This window comes from Cylindrospermum sp. FACHB-282 (genome assembly GCF_014697195.1).
Taxonomy (GTDB): Bacteria; Cyanobacteriota; Cyanobacteriia; order Cyanobacteriales; family Nostocaceae; genus Cylindrospermum.
Genome location: NZ_JACJRJ010000006.1, coordinates 97587 through 113610 on the forward strand (window position 1 = coordinate 97587; position 16024 = coordinate 113610).

Below are 16024 nucleotides of genomic sequence, written 5' to 3' on the forward strand. Positions count from 1 at the left end.
AATCTTACAAACTGTAAAGCTGGGAGAGAATTAACACAAATGCCTATCTTCTCACATTTCGCTGCAATTTTTCAACTAATCGCTTAACTTTTAGATCCAGCGAATAGCCACGCCGCGACGAAACTATGATAGTCCTAGCATAGCGATCATGCAAAGCCTGCCGCATTAGAGAATCTGATAAGGCAGAACCACAGTCAATTGCTAGGGGAAGTAGTAGCAGTATAGCAGTGGGATTGGCCATTATAGTGCTGAGGGTAATTGACGTCAGCAGGGCACTAAAGCCAATAATCGCCTCTCGCATCAACAAGGCTTGCAATTGGGGGATTCTGCCCACTACTTGCCCATTGTCAACTTCTAACACTTTCAAGTCAAACGCCCAACGCCCTAAACTCTGTCCCTGATTGTTGTACACCACCAGCACGCGCAAAACTAGCCAAGCGATGATAAATACTAGAATTTGCACAAACTGAATCCCAGGACTACCGCTGTTAAAGACGGCGCTAATTAACCAAGCACCAAGGAAATCTAGCCCGAATGCCATACCGCGTCGCGCTATTTCCGCCTTGGGATAGTGTTTTTGGCTAGTTTTGACGATGGTCATACAAAAAATAGGTGTTTTTGTTTAGGACTTGGGCATTAATTATTGATTTGGCCTAAATTTAATCAACGGTCTACCTGTTAGCAAAATTAAACTTTGGCAATTTCAGCAAAGCGGATTTTTAGATAATCATCTTCCATCTTTGCCCCCGCGGGTTGGAGTGCTGCCAACGCTTGCGGTAATACTAAGTTACGGCGATGGTTGCCAATGGTAATGTTTAATTCATCCCCGGTTTTACTTAGTTGCACTTGATTTTTGGGAATACCGGGTAAATAAAGTTCCAAACTATATTGGTTGTTCTCTTGAACTACCCTGAGAGTTGTTTCTTTGTAATAAACTTGCGCTGGGTCTTCATCTTTGTAAAGGGTTTCCTTCAGCCTTTCTAAAGCTGCCATACCACACATTTCTTCAGAGAACAGTGGCACTTCCTTTACCGGCAGAGGGTGGAAATTGTCATGAATCTCCTGGCGATATTGCTCCTGACTCTCTTTCCAACGTTGGAAAAACGGATCTTTGACTTCGGCGGGAATAATGCGATTAGCTACAACTAAATCTGTGGCGACGTTGTATAAACTCAAATAAGCGTGAGCGCGGAGAGATTCTTTAATCACCATCTTTTCTGGATTGGTGACCAGGCGCACGGAGGTTTGAGTGTTGTCAGTTAATACTTTTTCCAGGGCTTCAATTTGTTCATAAAACTCATAAGGTGCATCCATCACCTCTTTATCTGGTAAGGAAAAACCAGCAATTGGTCTAAATAGCGGTTCAACCAGTGGTCGCAGTGCTACCGAGATGTTTTGAAACGGTTTGTAAAAACGACGCATATACCAGCCACCAACTTCTGGTAAACTCAATAGGCGTAATGCTGTGCCAGTGGGGGCTGAGTCGATAATCAAGACATCATACTCCCCTTCATCGTAGTGGCGTTTCATTCTTACCAAGCCAAAAATCTCATCCATGCCTGGTAAAATTGCCAATTCTTCCGCCTGTATGCCGTCTAAACCCCTGGCTTGTAAAACTTGGGTAATGTAGCGCTTGACAGCACCCCAGTTCCCCTCTAGTTCTTGTAGGGCATCCAGTTCTGCACCCCATAAGTTGGGGCGAATTTGTTTGGCTGTGTGTGCTAAGTCTAGATCAAAACTGTCTGCTAGTGAGTGGGCAGGATCTGTACTCAAAACCAGTGTGCGATAGCCTAGTTCTGCACATCGCAGTCCAGTGGCTGCGGCTACGGAGGTTTTGCCGACGCCGCCTTTGCCTGTCATTAAAATTACACGCATGGATGCTCTTTTCCTGCCTGAGGATTGTTTACATATATTTACATTATCGGCGGTTTAGAGGAAATAAATGCTGCTTTAGTACGTCTAGGCGGGAACAATGCCAATAATCGATGTGGGAAGCAATGAATCCTTCTGAGTTAAGACCTAATTCACTCCAGCCAGAGATAGAAATGCGTGGTTTCCAAGGGAGGGGGGTATTCCAGCTAAGTGTCCACTCGCTTTTAATTGTGTCTCCCAATTGTTGAATGTTATGCAAGTCCATTTTGGGATTTAAAAACCAGGTTTTAATGAAATCAATCATCTGTTTATAGCGTTTAACGCCGCGAAATCGATTCAGTGGATCTTGAAAATAAACGTCGGTGGCGTAAATGCTGTAAGTTTGATTAAGGGGAAATCTTTGATAGTCATCTTTGAGAATTTGAATTATATCCATAATTGGTAATGGGTAATTGGTAATTGGTAATTGGTAATTTTCCCTATTTCCCCAATGCTATATTTCATTCCAAAGGCTTTCTAATCGCCGCCGCCAAGCATTTAGGACTTGTTCTCGCGCTTCTGGGGTTTGCTCTAATCCACCAAGCAAACCTTCTGCATAAAAGCGTTCCAGGCTTTGCATTGTGGCTGGCAGCGATTGTCCTTGCTGTTTTGCTGCTAGGATAATTTGCTTGATGCGGTTTTCTACCAATCGATTGAAGACATCATCTAAACCAGCCTGATGCAGAGAAACTAGTTGTGCGATCGCTTTGCTAAAATCTGCGATCGCTAAAGTGCTGCTATTGTGCTGAAATACGCCCCAAATTACCCCATCATATACAGCGTAGCGTACTTCCTGGGTGTCATCAAAGTTAGCTTCTAAGAACTGCTCTAAAAAGGGTTGGGCTTCTTGTAAGGGTACAATGGGCAGTAAGACTCGCAGCCAAGGGTTATCTTCTGAAAGCAGCACCAACAGCCGAAAAGCTGAAGTTTCTACTTGCCACGATCCAGGTGCGATCGCCTGCACCTCTGTTGCACCAAATAATTCTGTTAGCGTACTCGCTATTTCTTCCTGTGTCATAGTCTTTTCTAGGCTTTAGCCTCTAGGGTAACGCTTTGAGGTTCACCAGGCCCATTGGCTGAACTCTTGAATGGTGATGTTGCGTTAGATATTATAGAGAATATCCATACTAGTTATGAGCGTAGCAAAGTTGCTACCTAGCTTATTAATAAAGTATTGCAAAGTTATCTGAAAAATCATTGCAGATATATTGAGAAGATGCGCGAGCAGAGAAGATCAGCACTACAGTATAAATATCACAATAAAGGCGACTTTTAAAAGGAGTCTAATATTATGGCTATTTCCCAAATGCTTGCTAGCATAGCCCAGTATGTTTCTGAAGCTGTAATGCGGATTTTTAGCCCGACTGATGATGCTTATCCTGTTATTGGTGTACAGCCCTTTACAGGTGAAATTTATAAGCAACGTACAGCCGATTCTTGGTAGATGTTGGCGTTGCAGTCATTAAAATAATTCAAATAGAGAGTAAAAAAAGGCGTGAGACAATATCCCACGCCTTTTTTTGAAATTTAGATATGCTGTATTAGACTGTGCCTTTGCTCTAATTCAAAATGCAAAAAAAGGTAAAAAATTGGGAATTGGGAATTTCCCAGAGGGGTTAAGGTTGGGTAGAATCGGGGAAAATAGCTTTTTCTTGGAACCAATCCTTACCCACCTGAATACTAATATCCGAGCCGATATTACCAGTACTTTCCACGCGCACCTCTCCAAATCCCAAGGTGTTACGAATTGATTCGGCACTGTCGCGATCGCCTTGTTGGGCGATAATGTGGGTCACTTCTAGAGGTTCACCCCAGGGTTTAGAGAAATAAACGTTGCGATATCCAGACCTTTCCAACATTTTCACCAGAGGACGAAGACTAGAGCGATCGCCACCTGTGCTATCTTGAATTGCGACTCGCACAGAACTTGGATCAGTCACTTCTGGTGATTGTGTGATTGATTCTGTGCCAAAGTTCTTAGCCATTAGTTTGGCAATACTATCTTTATTGGGCAACCAATAACTAGCATCATACTCGCCCTTTTCACTAAAGCGACCAGGTAACATTAACATCTGCATATTCGAGCGATTGGTTCGCACCCCGAAACCAACTAACGCCACCAACTCCTCAACTGTCAAGTTGGTATCAATGTTTTCTTTGACTACTTCGAGAATTTGGGGTAATTGAGTCAAGGTTGAGGGGTTGAGAGTTTGATCAATCAAGGCCCGCAGCAACGATTGCTGGCGTTGAATCCGACCGATATCTCCTAGTTCATCATGGCGATAGCGCAGTAATTGCAGCGTTTGATCGCCGTTGAGATGTTGCTTGCCCGCCTTCAAATTAATATATAAGTGCTGGGATTCATCCCGATATTTCATATCTTTGGGGACATAGAATGTCACCCCACCCAAAGCATCAATCAGCTTCCCAACTCCCAAAACATTAATTCGGACATAGCGATCTATACCTACCCCATCTAAGAGGTTACTGACTGTTTTCGCAGTCAAGGCTGGACCGCCATCAAGGTTAGCCGCATTAATTTTTTTCTTTCCATGCCCTTCAATCTCTGTACGGGTGTCTCTGGGAACAGAAAGCATAACTATTTTTTTGGTCTCTGGATCGAATTTGATCAAGAGCATGACATCAGAAAGACCATCAAAGGAATTTACCTGGGGCAGATACCTAAGATTTTGAGTTTCAGGGGGCGGGTTTTGCAAATCTGGAGGGAGTACACTCATTCCCATGAGTAAGATATTCACGGGGCGAGTTAATTGTGAAAATCGCAGCCCGTTGCCAGAAATGCGATCGCCATCAAATACTGCCTCTTCCTGTGGACTTAGCTGGGCTTGCTGCAAAGGCGTACTGTTCCAGGAAACCGCCAATAGTGCCCCCGCCATTCCTGATACCATTGCAATACCGCCCATCCCCACCGCAAACCACAGCCAACGTCCAGATTTTGAGTGGCGATAATTTTTGTTTCTGGATTTGGTTTTTGCCGATTGGTTATCTTCTGCCGATGTTCTTTGACTGGTCACAGAATTCCTCACACTTAACTGCTCAAATTCGGTAAATTTGTAAACTCAATATATGCAGACAAATCAACTCATAATAGCTAACTCTTGATTAACTGTCGTATTAACCACAACACTTATAGGGATCTTTCTGCTTTTTCGCTGCTAACCCGGAGATGTTGATTGAAGTATGGCAATAATAAACCGGATTTGACCAGAGGCAGTGGCAGATAATTTGTAATTTGTTGGTAGACAAGTAAAAATTAAGACAAGTACTTACCCAGCAAGCGATTAGCAAAATTACTCACCCCTGGTAAGCGCACAGACTTGCCCTGAATGAGGTGAAAAATTAACCAGACACTGACTAAAAAGTACCCAGAGGTGAAAAAGCTATTGAGGATTAACAGACGTAGTGTGAAAAATCCTGAAGTTGATGCTCCGGTTGTTAATAAGAGGTATCCCAACATCCAGATAAACCCCAAACTAATAGACAGACGACTGACGGCAAGTTGTTCCCGACTTCCCTGACGGCGATAGAGAGTCCAGAGGGAGGGGAAAAAGCCAATCACGGGAATCAAATGTAAAAGTAACTGTCTTTTAGAGGTGATCGGCTGTTGATCCGTTGGCGGATTGCCAATTGGTTGCAGATTTTCCATGTTGATTAGAGTTTAATCCTAAACTAGAAGGATGAATGACAGTCATTAAGTTAGAGATAATAGGCTGTAAAGAGAATTCAATTTAGTTGTATCCCGCAATCAGCTGAAAATGCAGACACGCAAGCTACTCGACTGGTGGCAGACACTTACACCAATAGCGCAAATCGGGGCGATCGCGCTATTCGCACCGCTGTTAGTTCTCAATGGTTGGGCGCTTTCGGCAATTTTTAGTTACTTCCACTCTCTGATAGTCATTTTAGTCGGAGCCTCGGTGCTAGCATTTCTGCTCAACTACCCTGTTAGTTGGATGGTGCGTCACGGTGCTAGGCGAGAACAAGTTGCTATTTTAGTATTTTTATTAGCTTTATCCATTTTATTGGCCCTGGGTGTCACCCTCTTTCCCCTGGCCCTTACCCAAGCACAGCAACTTGTCGCCCGCTTACCAGAGTTGATTGACTCTGGACGCTCTCAGTTAATGATATTAAACGAGAAAGCAGAAAATGTTGGTTTACCGATTAACCTTGATGCTCTTGTAGTACAAATTAACGATCGCGTCAAGGGGCAATTACAAGCGATCGCCGGACAGGTTTTGAATTTGGCTGTAGTCACATTCACTAGCCTGCTAGACTTCCTCTTGACGATGGTTTTGACTTTCTATCTCTTGCAGCATGGAGATGAACTCTGGCAAAGTTTAGTGGAATGGCTACCCTCAAGATTTCGCGTGGCTTTCTCAAAAACAGTACGCCTGAGCTTTCAGAACTTCTTTATCACCCAGTTGATTTTGTCTACCTGTATGGCATCCGCCCTCATTCCCAGCTTTTTGTGGTTGAAGGTGCCATTTGGGCTGCTATTTGGCTTAACTATTGGGATTATGGCCCTGGTCCCCTTTGGCGGTTCTGTAGGTATCGCCCTGACTACCTTGTTGGTGGCGCTGCAAGATTTCTCCATGGGGGTGAGGGTTTTAGTAGCAGCGGTAATCGTCCAGCAAATTTTAGAAAACTTAATTGCTCCCCGCATTTTAGGGAGTTTTACGGGTTTAAACCCAGTTTGGATCCTAATTTCTGTCTTGACAGGGGCAAGAGTTGGCGGACTTTTGGGTGTGATTGTAGCAGTACCCACAGCTGTAGTGATTAAAACTGCTTTAAGTGCTATTCGTCTTCCTGTACCCAGCAGCGACATCCAAGAAAGCCCCACCACTGGGGAAATAGCTGCACCCATTGCACCAGCAGAATCTTCTCAAGCTGAAGCCAACAATTCCCTAAATGTCTCCGAAGCCACGTCACTCTAAAGTTGCTTTTGTTGAACTTTGAATTTTGAACAAAAAATTTTGAGCGCAGTCCCTACCTATAATCTTGGATGTGGGTGGGATGCGTTCATCGCCAAAGTTAATTCTTAGCATCAAAGATTTTTTGGATCAGGCTTGACAGGTTTTTTTGATAATGGAGACTCTGCACTAGGTAGAGGGGATTGGGCAAGGGCATTGGCACTAGTATCCATTGACGAATACCCTAATACATTGAACAGCATAACGCTGGCAGCCGCCAGAACGTAACGTCTTCCCAAGCGCACACCATAACGTCTTTGCAGGAAATTCTCTCTCTCACCACTAAATTTCTGCCGATTCATACCGCTACCTCACTTGCCAAATATTTTTAGCTATCTATCAAGTTTGACGCTAAATGATGTGTCAATTATTCACTATCGCATTTACAACTACATAATCATTTGATGGTTACAGTTTTAGTAACAGTGAGTATGTGGGAGAATTTTAAAAGTTGCTAATTGTTATTTTTTAATTAAGGCAGTGATGCCCATCATTTGTCAAAAGCCTCTATAAATAAAGGTTCTGGGGATTTTTTTGGATAAATGTATTTTAGACTACGGAATCACCAAATAACTGCGGCTAGTTGGTTTTTGGTGAGCCTAAATTTGATAATTTTGCCATGCAATCGGCCGGGAATTTCTCTCATATATCTTAGAGGTTTTATTTCTGATCTCAATACTTCCCTTTTGGCTTACCATATAAAGACGAAGATTGTATGCGGGGTCAAACCCCACATTAAGGTAGCTGCTTCGTTTTTCAGTTATTTGGTACAGTCCACCAAGCTAAAGAGTATGGCTGCGTCCCTTCGTTTACCTGTTGAGGAAACTGGACGCGGATTTTGTAATTGCCAGTAGCAGGCACGGGACAGAAAATATGTTCTACACTATCGATCTGGCTGATTGAGGAGCAAACAGTGCCAGCATCAGAATTTTTGGCATTAGCTTTTACTAGATAGAGGTCGAGATTATTCAAACCGCGATCGCTAAAAATTTCACCTGCATCATACTGCTGGTTTTTATTTTGATCATCTAGCTCGACCAACCGATCCCAAGTTAAAGTAATCGCCACAAAACTTTTTCGCTTTAACGGGTTTGCTAAGGCATATTCTACAGAAGCCCCAGCATCCACTGTGCGATAATCCCAACCAATGGCTGGGATAGCAGCTGATGGCTGCCATTGACCGGGGCTAAATTGCTGATAAGCGCGGAATGCATTTAAATGACCCGTTCCCATTTGGGAATCTAAGGGAATTTTGGGATTTTGGTAGGCATCACTTGCTAACCAGTCTTTATTTTGTTTATCAATTAATGTCCGAGTCATTCCCAGTCGCAAACCATCGCCGCTATCTTGAATTTTATCGGCTGAATTCAGCAATACAGCTTTCATTACTTGATGATGTCGAGAATCAGCACTCCAATTCGGTTGTTTTGTCCGCAGTTGTCTATCACCTAATTCTTGTAATAAAGCAACAGTAGCTGTAACGTGAGGCGCTGCAAAACTCGTACCTGTCACCTTATTTTGCTTACGATCTGGATTGAGCACAGGGATGTTACTTCCAGGTGCAACTAAAGTGATGGCGCGGCGTTCACCCGTATTAAACTCCTTACCAGCTAGGCGCTGATTGACTCCTTGATTAGTACCCGCCAGATTGGAAACATCTACTTTATTAAAAATTCCCCCGCGGCGGGATGAAAAAGCCACGTTGACTCCGTTAAAATTATCGGTAGGGATGGGAATACCGCCCTTACCCTGGTTGCCTGCAATCGCATACACAACATCATGAACACGGCTAGACCAGTCAATACATAAGGTTAGTAAAGCATTGCCATCTAAAACAGCCTCCGGTCTTGGGTCGCGGTTTAGAGGTTCACCAAAGCTGAAGTTAATGGCGCGGACATCGCCATTGTTCTGTAACGCCACATGCTGCGCCGATAAACACTCTTCTGGCTGTCCCATGTTTTTCATAGAACCCACAGCAGATGAATACAGTCGCGCTCCTGGGGCTACTCCCGGTAGGCCTTTGTCTGTACTCACCATCACACCAGCAACATTATAGGCGTGGGGGTCAACGCCGCTATTTGACTTAGCAGGCCCATTGCGTAAGAATACCGCCACTGGTGATATAGCACGATTCTTCGATACTGTTTTATCCCACCCGAACATTCCCGGACGCCCAATTTCTACCTGACCAATGGCAATTTTGCGCCCGATTAAATTGTAAGGAGGTTGGTGTAGTTTCAGTGCATCAATACCATTGCTTGCCAAAGAAGTTCCTAAAGCTGAAGCAAGTACTGGCAAACTCAGGCAAGAAGCACTCAATCCCCAAATGACCCAGGTTAGTTTTTTGCCCATTGTTTTAGTTGTCAGTTGTTTATAGGACTTACGCATAGACAGGAAACACCAAATATGTGTTCTTGGTTAAGTCTCTTGTAGGGTGCGTCAGACCCAATAATTCGGCAATAATGAACAGATTTTTGCCATCTGACGCACCCTACAAAGCCATGCTCTCCTAAAAGCCGAAAATGACCAATTATCGTTGATCCATATCGTGTCTAATTTGTATAGTGCGTAAGTCCTAGTTTAGTTGTGAGTCGGTGCAGTCTTCTCCGCAAGGGGGAAGGGCAGCCACTGATGTGTCACTAGATTTTGGATCAGGAACCACCAATGAAAGGATAGCTTTAACGAAACCCATCTCCCTTAATCAAAAGGGCGGGATCAAAGTTATGAGCATGGATGCAATATTTTGTTACAATGCCTACAGACGAAGACGCTTAAAAACCCACCAGCCATGACCCAAAACCTATCTAAAAAGCCCATTGTGATTTCTCCATCCATCCTATCAGCCGACTTTAGTCGTCTGGGTGATGATATTCGTGCCGTAGATGCGGCGGGAGCAGATTGGATTCATGTTGATGTAATGGACGGTCGTTTTGTACCTAATATTACAATAGGTCCTCTGGTTGTGGAGGCGATTCGTCCGATTACAACAAAACCGCTGGATGTCCACTTGATGATTGTGGAACCAGAGAAGTATGTTGAGGGTTTCGCCAAAGCTGGTGCTGATATTATTTCTGTACACGCCGAGCATAACGCTTCGCCCCACCTGCATCGCACTCTCGGACAAATCAAAGAACTCGGTAAAAAAGCGGGAGTGGTACTTAACCCCGGTACTCCTCTAGAGCTAATTGAATATGTGCTGGAGCTTTGCGATTTGGTACTGATTATGAGTGTCAACCCCGGCTTTGGCGGTCAAAGCTTTATTCCCTCTGTTGTGCCCAAAATTCGCAAGCTGCGTCAAATGTGTGATGAACGCGGTCTTGACCCCTGGATTGAAGTGGATGGGGGACTGAAGGCAAATAATACCTGGCAAGTGTTGGAAGCAGGAGCTAATGCGATCGTTGCTGGTTCCGCTGTGTTTAATGCTCCCGATTATGCCGAGGCGATTAGGAATATTCGTAACAGCAAGCGTCCTACACCAGAATTAGCCACAGTTTAATCCATTTGTGAACCTCCCTAACGGGAGACAAAGCGCCAACATCATGTTGAATTGATCATTAGCCACAAAAAAAGAAGGCTGGATAATAGCCACCCTTCTTTTTTTTGTAAATATTTTTGGCTGGTGATTATTCTCAAAAGCCAACAATCCGGTTTTGAAAAGAAAGCAGGTAATTAGTAAAAAGCAAAAATCATTTTTTACTTTTTACAAGAATATGCGGGATGCGTAAAGCTCAGTCACGAAGAGTGCTGAGATATAAGCGACACGAGGGATTTTAATCCCCGTGGTCAAAATATTCTATCAATTGGTTCCGTGGTGTGGGTCTTCAATATATCTTCTAATACCTTCGCTACTAAGGTTTCCTGCTGTTGATACAAAATAAAAGTAAAATCTTGGTTTGGGTTAGATTCATTTCAGTTGCCGATGCCAATCAATCTGGATTATTCAAAGATTAAAGAATACAGAATACTGCCAAGAAATAGAGAATTCTACTTAGAATTTGTCTATAAACAAGATGTCAAAACCCCAATAGTTGATAAGTTGAAAGTTCTCGGTATTGACCACGGGCTAAACAACTGGTTAACTTGTGTCTCCAATATTGGTACATCTTTTATTGTTGATGGTTTGCATCTTAAAAGTTTGAACCAATGGTTTAACAAATCTGTAGCTAAAATCAAAGAGAATAAACCTCAAGGTTTTTGGTCAAACAGGCTTGCAGCAATTACAGAACAACGCAATCGTCAGATGAAAGATGCAGTTAATAAAGCTGCAAGGATTGTAATTAACCACTGCATTGATAATCAAATTGGCTCTATTGTTTTTGGTTGGAATACTGGCCAAAAAGATGGTGCGAACATGGGGGCAAAAACAAATCAGAAGTTTGTTCAAATCCCGACAGCAAAACTAAAAAACCGTATTGAACAGTTATGTGAACAATACGGAATATATTTTATCGAAACTGAAGAAAGTTATACCTCCAAGGCATCTTTCCTAGATAATGATGTTCTACCTACAATCGGTGAAAAACCCGATAGGCATAGCCGTGCCGAAGGCATAGGGTGGAAAAGTAGTGGTACTAGAACAAATCGCGGTTTGTTCAAGACTTCAACCGGAATTAAAATAAATGCAGATTGCAATGGTGCTGCAAATATTATCCGTAAAGTAGAGATGATGGCTAAATTTGATTTAGCTGGAATCAGTAGGGGCTGTTTGAGTCAGCCCAAGAAAGTTCTTTTATAGACTCTTCTGGAATCTCAGTGTCTTTAGACCTGAGAGGCTCAACAGCTATTGTCATCTGCTGATTCTTGCCCACTTGGTTACTTTCCAAATAGTAAAAAATAAAGTCCCAGAAAGCAAAGCTCCGAGATTCCATTTCACAGAATTCTTCAGCAAGTTCAGCCTCTGAGAAGACTGAGTGGCTTTTGCTTGAGTTGTAATTTGAGTCTTGGCTTTGGAAACTTCTGACAAGACTTGAGATTTTAATTCTTCAGGATTTTTACCTTCAATGCCTCGACCTTGGCTCTTCAAAAAACCATCTATTTGTTCTGGTGTAGCCGCGTTTAATTGCTTCTCTACTTGTTCAGCCTGAGATATTTGTTGCTGCGATGCAGTAGTAATTTGAGCCGCAGCTTGTTTATTGAGCCGCACAGTGTTACCGATTCCCAATGGAATTAGTAAGAAAAATAATAGTGCAAACAATAAAGTTAGCCAAGATAAGACCTTGACAAATAAAATTTCCCATTTAGATCGCCCATGCAACTCTCCATAAAACACCAGCGCTAGCCCAATTAAGGGTACTGGTACTCGTTCAACTAGTGCCCCAAAGGTTTGAAATTCCCAAACAGGGTTCATAAAGTTTGGCGGGACAAACATCTCAATGATGTCGAAAAGTGCTAATAGTAACAGACCATAGCCCAGCACTCGCAACAAAGTCATTGAGCTTAATTGGCTGAAGGCGAAGTCTTGTAGCTCTTGTACTACAGGAATTAATTTATCGTTATTTGATTTAGTCATGTTGTTAGCAAAATAGAAAACAAAGACAAGAATTAAAGTTTGCCTTAAACAGAGTTACTGTTCTTACGAAGAGCAATAAATATTCTCCGGTAGCTTGTAGTTATGCAAATTACCAAATATAGTTTTACACAAAGTCTGAATCTTCAGTTGCTACAGTCCTAAAATCTCCCTTGAACTGGGAGACTGTAGAGGGGTGGGGTAGATGGGTAGTCTTGAAAATATTGGCTTTACCCCTAATCTCTTCTGGTTTTGGTTTGTCTATCGGTTTCGCCAGCAATACTCTTACTAAGACCAAGAGGGTACTAACCAAGGTTACAAATAAAAACAGAAACCGTAGTTGTTTCCACTGTCTCATCGCCTTGATGACTCCACATACGCATGACTTTGTTATTCATGTTACTAAGGTGAGCAACAATAGAATAATTACAACAAGATTACCGTAATTATACCAAATAAGCCAGAGCTTTCTTCAACACAAAAATCGGGTGTTGAATTGTCAATTTTTACACACTCAACACCCATGATTTTTACAATTAATTACTGATTGTACCTTGCTGGTGTTCGCTCTCAAACTGAGAAAATGACAACTCACATCTTGCACCAATTGCCAAAAGCCGTGAACTAAAGTTCCGGCTAAAAGCAAAAACCAGTTAAAACTGGTTAAGACTTGAGCTTAGTTAGCTGTCTTCTAACTTCAGTTTTCAGCCCTAAATTTATTGAAGGGCTAATTGAGAATGATGCAAGATAATAAGCTGTTCCACATTTAACTTGTATATTCTGAGCAGCCGGGACGCCTACCCTACAAGAGATGTATAATTTCACATTATGCAAACTAGATGTGGTTTAGCTGCTCCTGAGATTTTGTTGATAGACAACTTGGCTCAAATTATATCAGCGTGAAAAATGAGCGTGCCCCAAGTGATTAGCCTATGCTTTGGCGGTATCTTTTTGTGCTAATGCCCGTTTGCGGCGCAAAATGACACCAAAACCAGCAGCTGTCAATGAACCCAACATAGTTAAAGGTTCGGGAACTTCTGGAGGATAGTCAGGATTACCGGCTGAATTAACATCGCCAATGATTAGATTTGAACTGACTGAGTAATCACGGGCATTGAACACACCAAATCCTATCGTGTATGTTCCACCTTGTTGGAAGGTGTAGGAAGTTTGAGATGTAGTTTGTCCATAATTACCAACTTGGGCTACATCAGCCAGCTGATAGGCTGAAGATGCTATGGAGTAAAATGAGAAGTCGTTATAGGGTAAGTAATCGCTCGTCTGGAATTTCCAATTGAAGGTCAAAACGTCATTAGCTTGCACTGTAATGGTGTTTTTAATTGCAGAGCCATTGGTAGGGTTTGTATTAAGTGTATTCAAAGTACCAGAACCTAATCCTAAAAATGACTCAACAACATTTTGTGATGTACCATTATCAGTGTATAGTACCGCTCCGTTAGTAGTCAGGTACACGTTGCCAGTTGTTTGCCATCCAGTAAAGTTGTCTAAATTGATAACTGCTGCTTGAGATGGACTAGGAGCAAACAGGAATGTTGCGCCGATACCAGCAAGCAATAAATTTTTTGTTAAGGTAAGTTCAGTCATTACAGTAATTCCTCCAAAAAAAGTTAGATTGTGATCAGGATGTTAGGGTCTAACACCCCTACCCTAGGGAAACGTCTATGGCGTACTTCTATACTTAGCTTGTGTTACCCTAGGGGGTCTTGCTACAGTCGGGGTTTAAATCCCCTTATGTAACAATTTTCAATACTTGTTCTTATGGGATTGTACGTTTGCGGCGCAAAACGACACCAAAACCAGCAGCTGTCAATGAACCCAAGATAGTTAAAGGTTCGGGAACTTCGTCAATGATTAGTTTTGAGCCGTAGACGGAATCAATGCTATTGAACACACCAAATCCTATCGTGTATGTTCCACCTTGTTGGAAGGTGTAGGAAATTTGAGATGTAATGTTTCCATAACTACCAACTTTGGCTATATCAGCCAGCTGATAGGCTGAAGATCCTATGGAGTAAAATGAGAAGTCGTTAAAGGGTAAGTAATCATTCGCCTGGAATTTCCAATAGAAGGTCAAAACGTCATTATCTTGCACTGTAATGGTGTTTTTAATTGCAGAGCCATTGGTAGGTGTGGTATTAAGTGTATTCAAAGTACCAGAATCTAATCCTAAAAATGACTCAACAGCATTTTGTGATGTACCATCCTCGCTGTTTAGTGACACTCGGTTAGTAGTCAGATTAACGTTGCCAATTGTTTGCCATCCAGTAAAGTTGTCTAATTTGATAACTGCTGCTTGAGATGGACTAGGAGCAAACAGGAATGTTGCGCCGATACCAGCAAGCAATAAATTCTTTGTTAAGGTAAGTTCAGTCATTGCAGTAATTCCTCCAAAAAAAAGTTGGATTTTGATCAGGATGTTAGGGTCTATACCCCTACCCTACGGGAACGTCAAGGGCGTACTTCTATATGGGATGTTGGTTAGAATTACTGGAGCAGTTGTGCAAGCAACTGAAAGCTACAACTTATATTTGATATAGAAGATTTGATATCCAAAAGCACTCAGCAAAATGAGTAGGTTTGGATAAAGCGTATGTATGTAGCTTAAAGTAGCTGATCAATGATACACAAGCAGTATTATTACGAATTTAGGGTGTATAATCAATGGTTGTGACTTGACTTTATGGAAACTTTAGGTTGATAAATTACAATAAAGGTTAATTTTTTTAAGATTAAGCTATATTCCATAAGGATTAGCAGCAGCCAATAAAGCTTTAATGGTGTATAAAATTTCTATGAACTGACTGTTAATCTCAATGAGTATACTTGCGTGGAGTTTCAGCAAAATTACTGTGAATTGTTATAAATAAGTTATAAAGGCGTATATGTACGTAAGTAAGCGCATTTCCTATCTAAAATTTGGATAGGAAAATATCTGGGTGGTTATGATAGGCGAAGGGTGCAAGTTTACTGACGTCATCAGCACTCATGCGGTTGGGGTTATGGGTGAAAAGCCTTAGCTGTTGCGCTAGATGACGTTCGTCGAGTCCTCTGGTTTTCAACTGTTTGAAAAAGGCGCGTGCTACATCGTCTCGTTATTCATTCTGATAGCGCAGCGTGACGTAATACCATTTCACAAAAGCCCGATACAAATCATCCGTTTTTAATTCTTTCCCCCTGCAAGAAAGCCCCCTACCTCCCTGCACCCCTGCCTCCCAATTAATCACATTTAAAAATAAAATTGCTTTTATTTTGAGAAGAGTTATTGCCAAGAAGTATGAGTTTTAATCAAGCTTTTTTTTGAGATTGTCTTTCACGTCTTCAACAGCGTGGCGGACTTCGCTTTCGGCTTGCTTTGATTTGCCTTCAGCTTTATCTTTTGGATCTCCAGTAACATTGCCTATTGCTTCTTGGGCTTTGCCTTCAATATTTTTAGCTGTGGCTTTTGTCCGTTCTTCTAAGCTCATTTTGCTCTCCTACATTTTATAGTTTGAAGTAATTTGTTATCACTTTTACAAGTTAACTTAAGGTTTCTACTTAAGCCTTCTGTCGTAGGGTATATTAGTTATCTATCCAAAAAGAGAGATAATAAGAGTCA

Annotated in this window: 15 protein-coding genes and 2 pseudogenes; 4 read left to right on the forward strand and 13 right to left on the reverse strand. The window is 42.1% G+C overall.

Translation table 11 applies throughout. The features are described 5' to 3' along the window. Nucleotides 1–43 precede the first annotated feature (43 nt). The 4 genes from H6G32_RS04965 to H6G32_RS04980 all read right to left on the reverse strand — a co-directional run bounded on the left by H6G32_RS04965 (nucleotide 44) and on the right by H6G32_RS04980 (nucleotide 2929). Nucleotides 44–601: an RDD family protein gene (locus H6G32_RS04965; RefSeq protein WP_190455639.1), complete on the reverse strand. Its 558-nt coding sequence runs from the start codon at nucleotides 599–601 to the stop codon at nucleotides 44–46. An 86-nt stretch (nucleotides 602–687) separates the two neighbouring features. Further along, the gene (locus tag H6G32_RS04970) at nucleotides 688–1875 is read right to left on the reverse strand and encodes a TRC40/GET3/ArsA family transport-energizing ATPase (RefSeq protein ID WP_190455642.1); all 1188 of its coding nucleotides are present in this window, start codon (nucleotides 1873–1875) and stop codon (nucleotides 688–690) included. A gap of 43 nt (nucleotides 1876–1918) precedes the next feature. After that, nucleotides 1919–2308, reverse strand: a complete 390-nt coding sequence (locus H6G32_RS04975) for a DUF2358 domain-containing protein (protein ID WP_190455644.1) — start codon at nucleotides 2306–2308, stop codon at nucleotides 1919–1921. A 57-nt stretch (nucleotides 2309–2365) separates the two neighbouring features. Then, on the reverse strand, nucleotides 2366–2929 hold the full coding sequence (locus H6G32_RS04980) for a hypothetical protein (RefSeq protein WP_190455647.1): 564 nt from the start codon (nucleotides 2927–2929) through the stop codon (nucleotides 2366–2368). Between the two features lie 273 nt (nucleotides 2930–3202). On the opposite strand from H6G32_RS04980, the gene H6G32_RS04985 reads away from it, so the two are divergent. Beyond that, a complete protein-coding gene (locus H6G32_RS04985) occupies nucleotides 3203–3355 on the forward strand; it encodes a nicotinate phosphoribosyltransferase (RefSeq protein WP_190455650.1) in 153 nt (50 codons plus the stop codon). 172 nt (nucleotides 3356–3527) lie between these two features. Here the strand turns inward: H6G32_RS04985 and H6G32_RS04990 are convergent, their stop codons facing one another. Next, a complete protein-coding gene (locus H6G32_RS04990) occupies nucleotides 3528–4946 on the reverse strand; it encodes an LCP family protein (protein ID WP_190455653.1) in 1419 nt (472 codons plus the stop codon). Between the two features lie 239 nt (nucleotides 4947–5185). After that, nucleotides 5186–5578: a hypothetical protein gene (locus H6G32_RS04995; RefSeq protein ID WP_190455656.1), complete on the reverse strand. Its 393-nt coding sequence runs from the start codon at nucleotides 5576–5578 to the stop codon at nucleotides 5186–5188. Nucleotides 5579–5687: 109 nt separating this feature from the next. On the opposite strand from H6G32_RS04995, the gene H6G32_RS05000 reads away from it, so the two are divergent. Next, nucleotides 5688–6866 (forward strand): AI-2E family transporter, encoded by a 1179-nt coding sequence (locus tag H6G32_RS05000; protein WP_190455659.1) that lies wholly within the window; start codon nucleotides 5688–5690, stop codon nucleotides 6864–6866. 110 nt (nucleotides 6867–6976) lie between these two features. Here the strand turns inward: H6G32_RS05000 and H6G32_RS05005 are convergent, their stop codons facing one another. Both H6G32_RS05005 and H6G32_RS05010 read right to left on the reverse strand, forming a co-directional pair. Beyond that, nucleotides 6977–7204 (reverse strand): proteinase inhibitor I4 serpin, encoded by a 228-nt coding sequence (locus H6G32_RS05005; RefSeq protein WP_190455663.1) that lies wholly within the window; start codon nucleotides 7202–7204, stop codon nucleotides 6977–6979. A 454-nt stretch (nucleotides 7205–7658) separates the two neighbouring features. Then, nucleotides 7659–9254, reverse strand: coding sequence for a S8 family serine peptidase (locus H6G32_RS05010; protein WP_190455819.1), 1596 nt, complete (start codon nucleotides 9252–9254; stop codon nucleotides 7659–7661). 436 nt (nucleotides 9255–9690) lie between these two features. Between H6G32_RS05010 and rpe the strand changes: the two genes are divergently transcribed. Beyond that, nucleotides 9691–10398 carry a ribulose-phosphate 3-epimerase gene (rpe, locus tag H6G32_RS05015; protein ID WP_190455666.1) on the forward strand — a complete coding sequence of 236 codons (708 nt, stop codon included), beginning with the start codon at nucleotides 9691–9693 and terminating at the stop codon, nucleotides 10396–10398. 300 nt (nucleotides 10399–10698) lie between these two features. Here the strand turns inward: rpe and H6G32_RS05020 are convergent. Continuing rightward, nucleotides 10699–10779, reverse strand: a pseudogene (locus H6G32_RS05020) (IS200/IS605 family transposase); the annotation flags it as partial. On the opposite strand from H6G32_RS05020, the pseudogene H6G32_RS05025 reads away from it, so the two are divergent. Then, a pseudogene (locus H6G32_RS05025) lies at nucleotides 10780–11637 on the forward strand (RNA-guided endonuclease InsQ/TnpB family protein); the annotation flags it as partial. A gap of 51 nt (nucleotides 11638–11688) precedes the next feature. Here H6G32_RS05025 and hpsJ-A read toward each other — a convergent pair. The 4 genes from hpsJ-A to H6G32_RS05045 form a co-directional block, all read right to left on the reverse strand. After that, entirely contained in the window at nucleotides 11689–12411 is a 723-nt protein-coding gene (hpsJ-A, locus tag H6G32_RS05030) for an HpsJ-like protein, cyanoexosortase A-associated (RefSeq protein WP_190455670.1), read from the reverse strand. A gap of 927 nt (nucleotides 12412–13338) precedes the next feature. After that, a complete protein-coding gene (locus H6G32_RS05035; protein WP_190455674.1) occupies nucleotides 13339–14013 on the reverse strand; it encodes a PEP-CTERM sorting domain-containing protein in 675 nt (224 codons plus the stop codon). Nucleotides 14014–14185: 172 nt separating this feature from the next. After that, a complete protein-coding gene (locus tag H6G32_RS05040; RefSeq protein ID WP_190455677.1) occupies nucleotides 14186–14803 on the reverse strand; it encodes a PEP-CTERM sorting domain-containing protein in 618 nt (205 codons plus the stop codon). Nucleotides 14804–15710: 907 nt separating this feature from the next. Continuing rightward, nucleotides 15711–15893: a CsbD family protein gene (locus H6G32_RS05045; protein WP_190455680.1), complete on the reverse strand. Its 183-nt coding sequence runs from the start codon at nucleotides 15891–15893 to the stop codon at nucleotides 15711–15713. Between the last annotated feature and the right edge of the window lie 131 nt (nucleotides 15894–16024).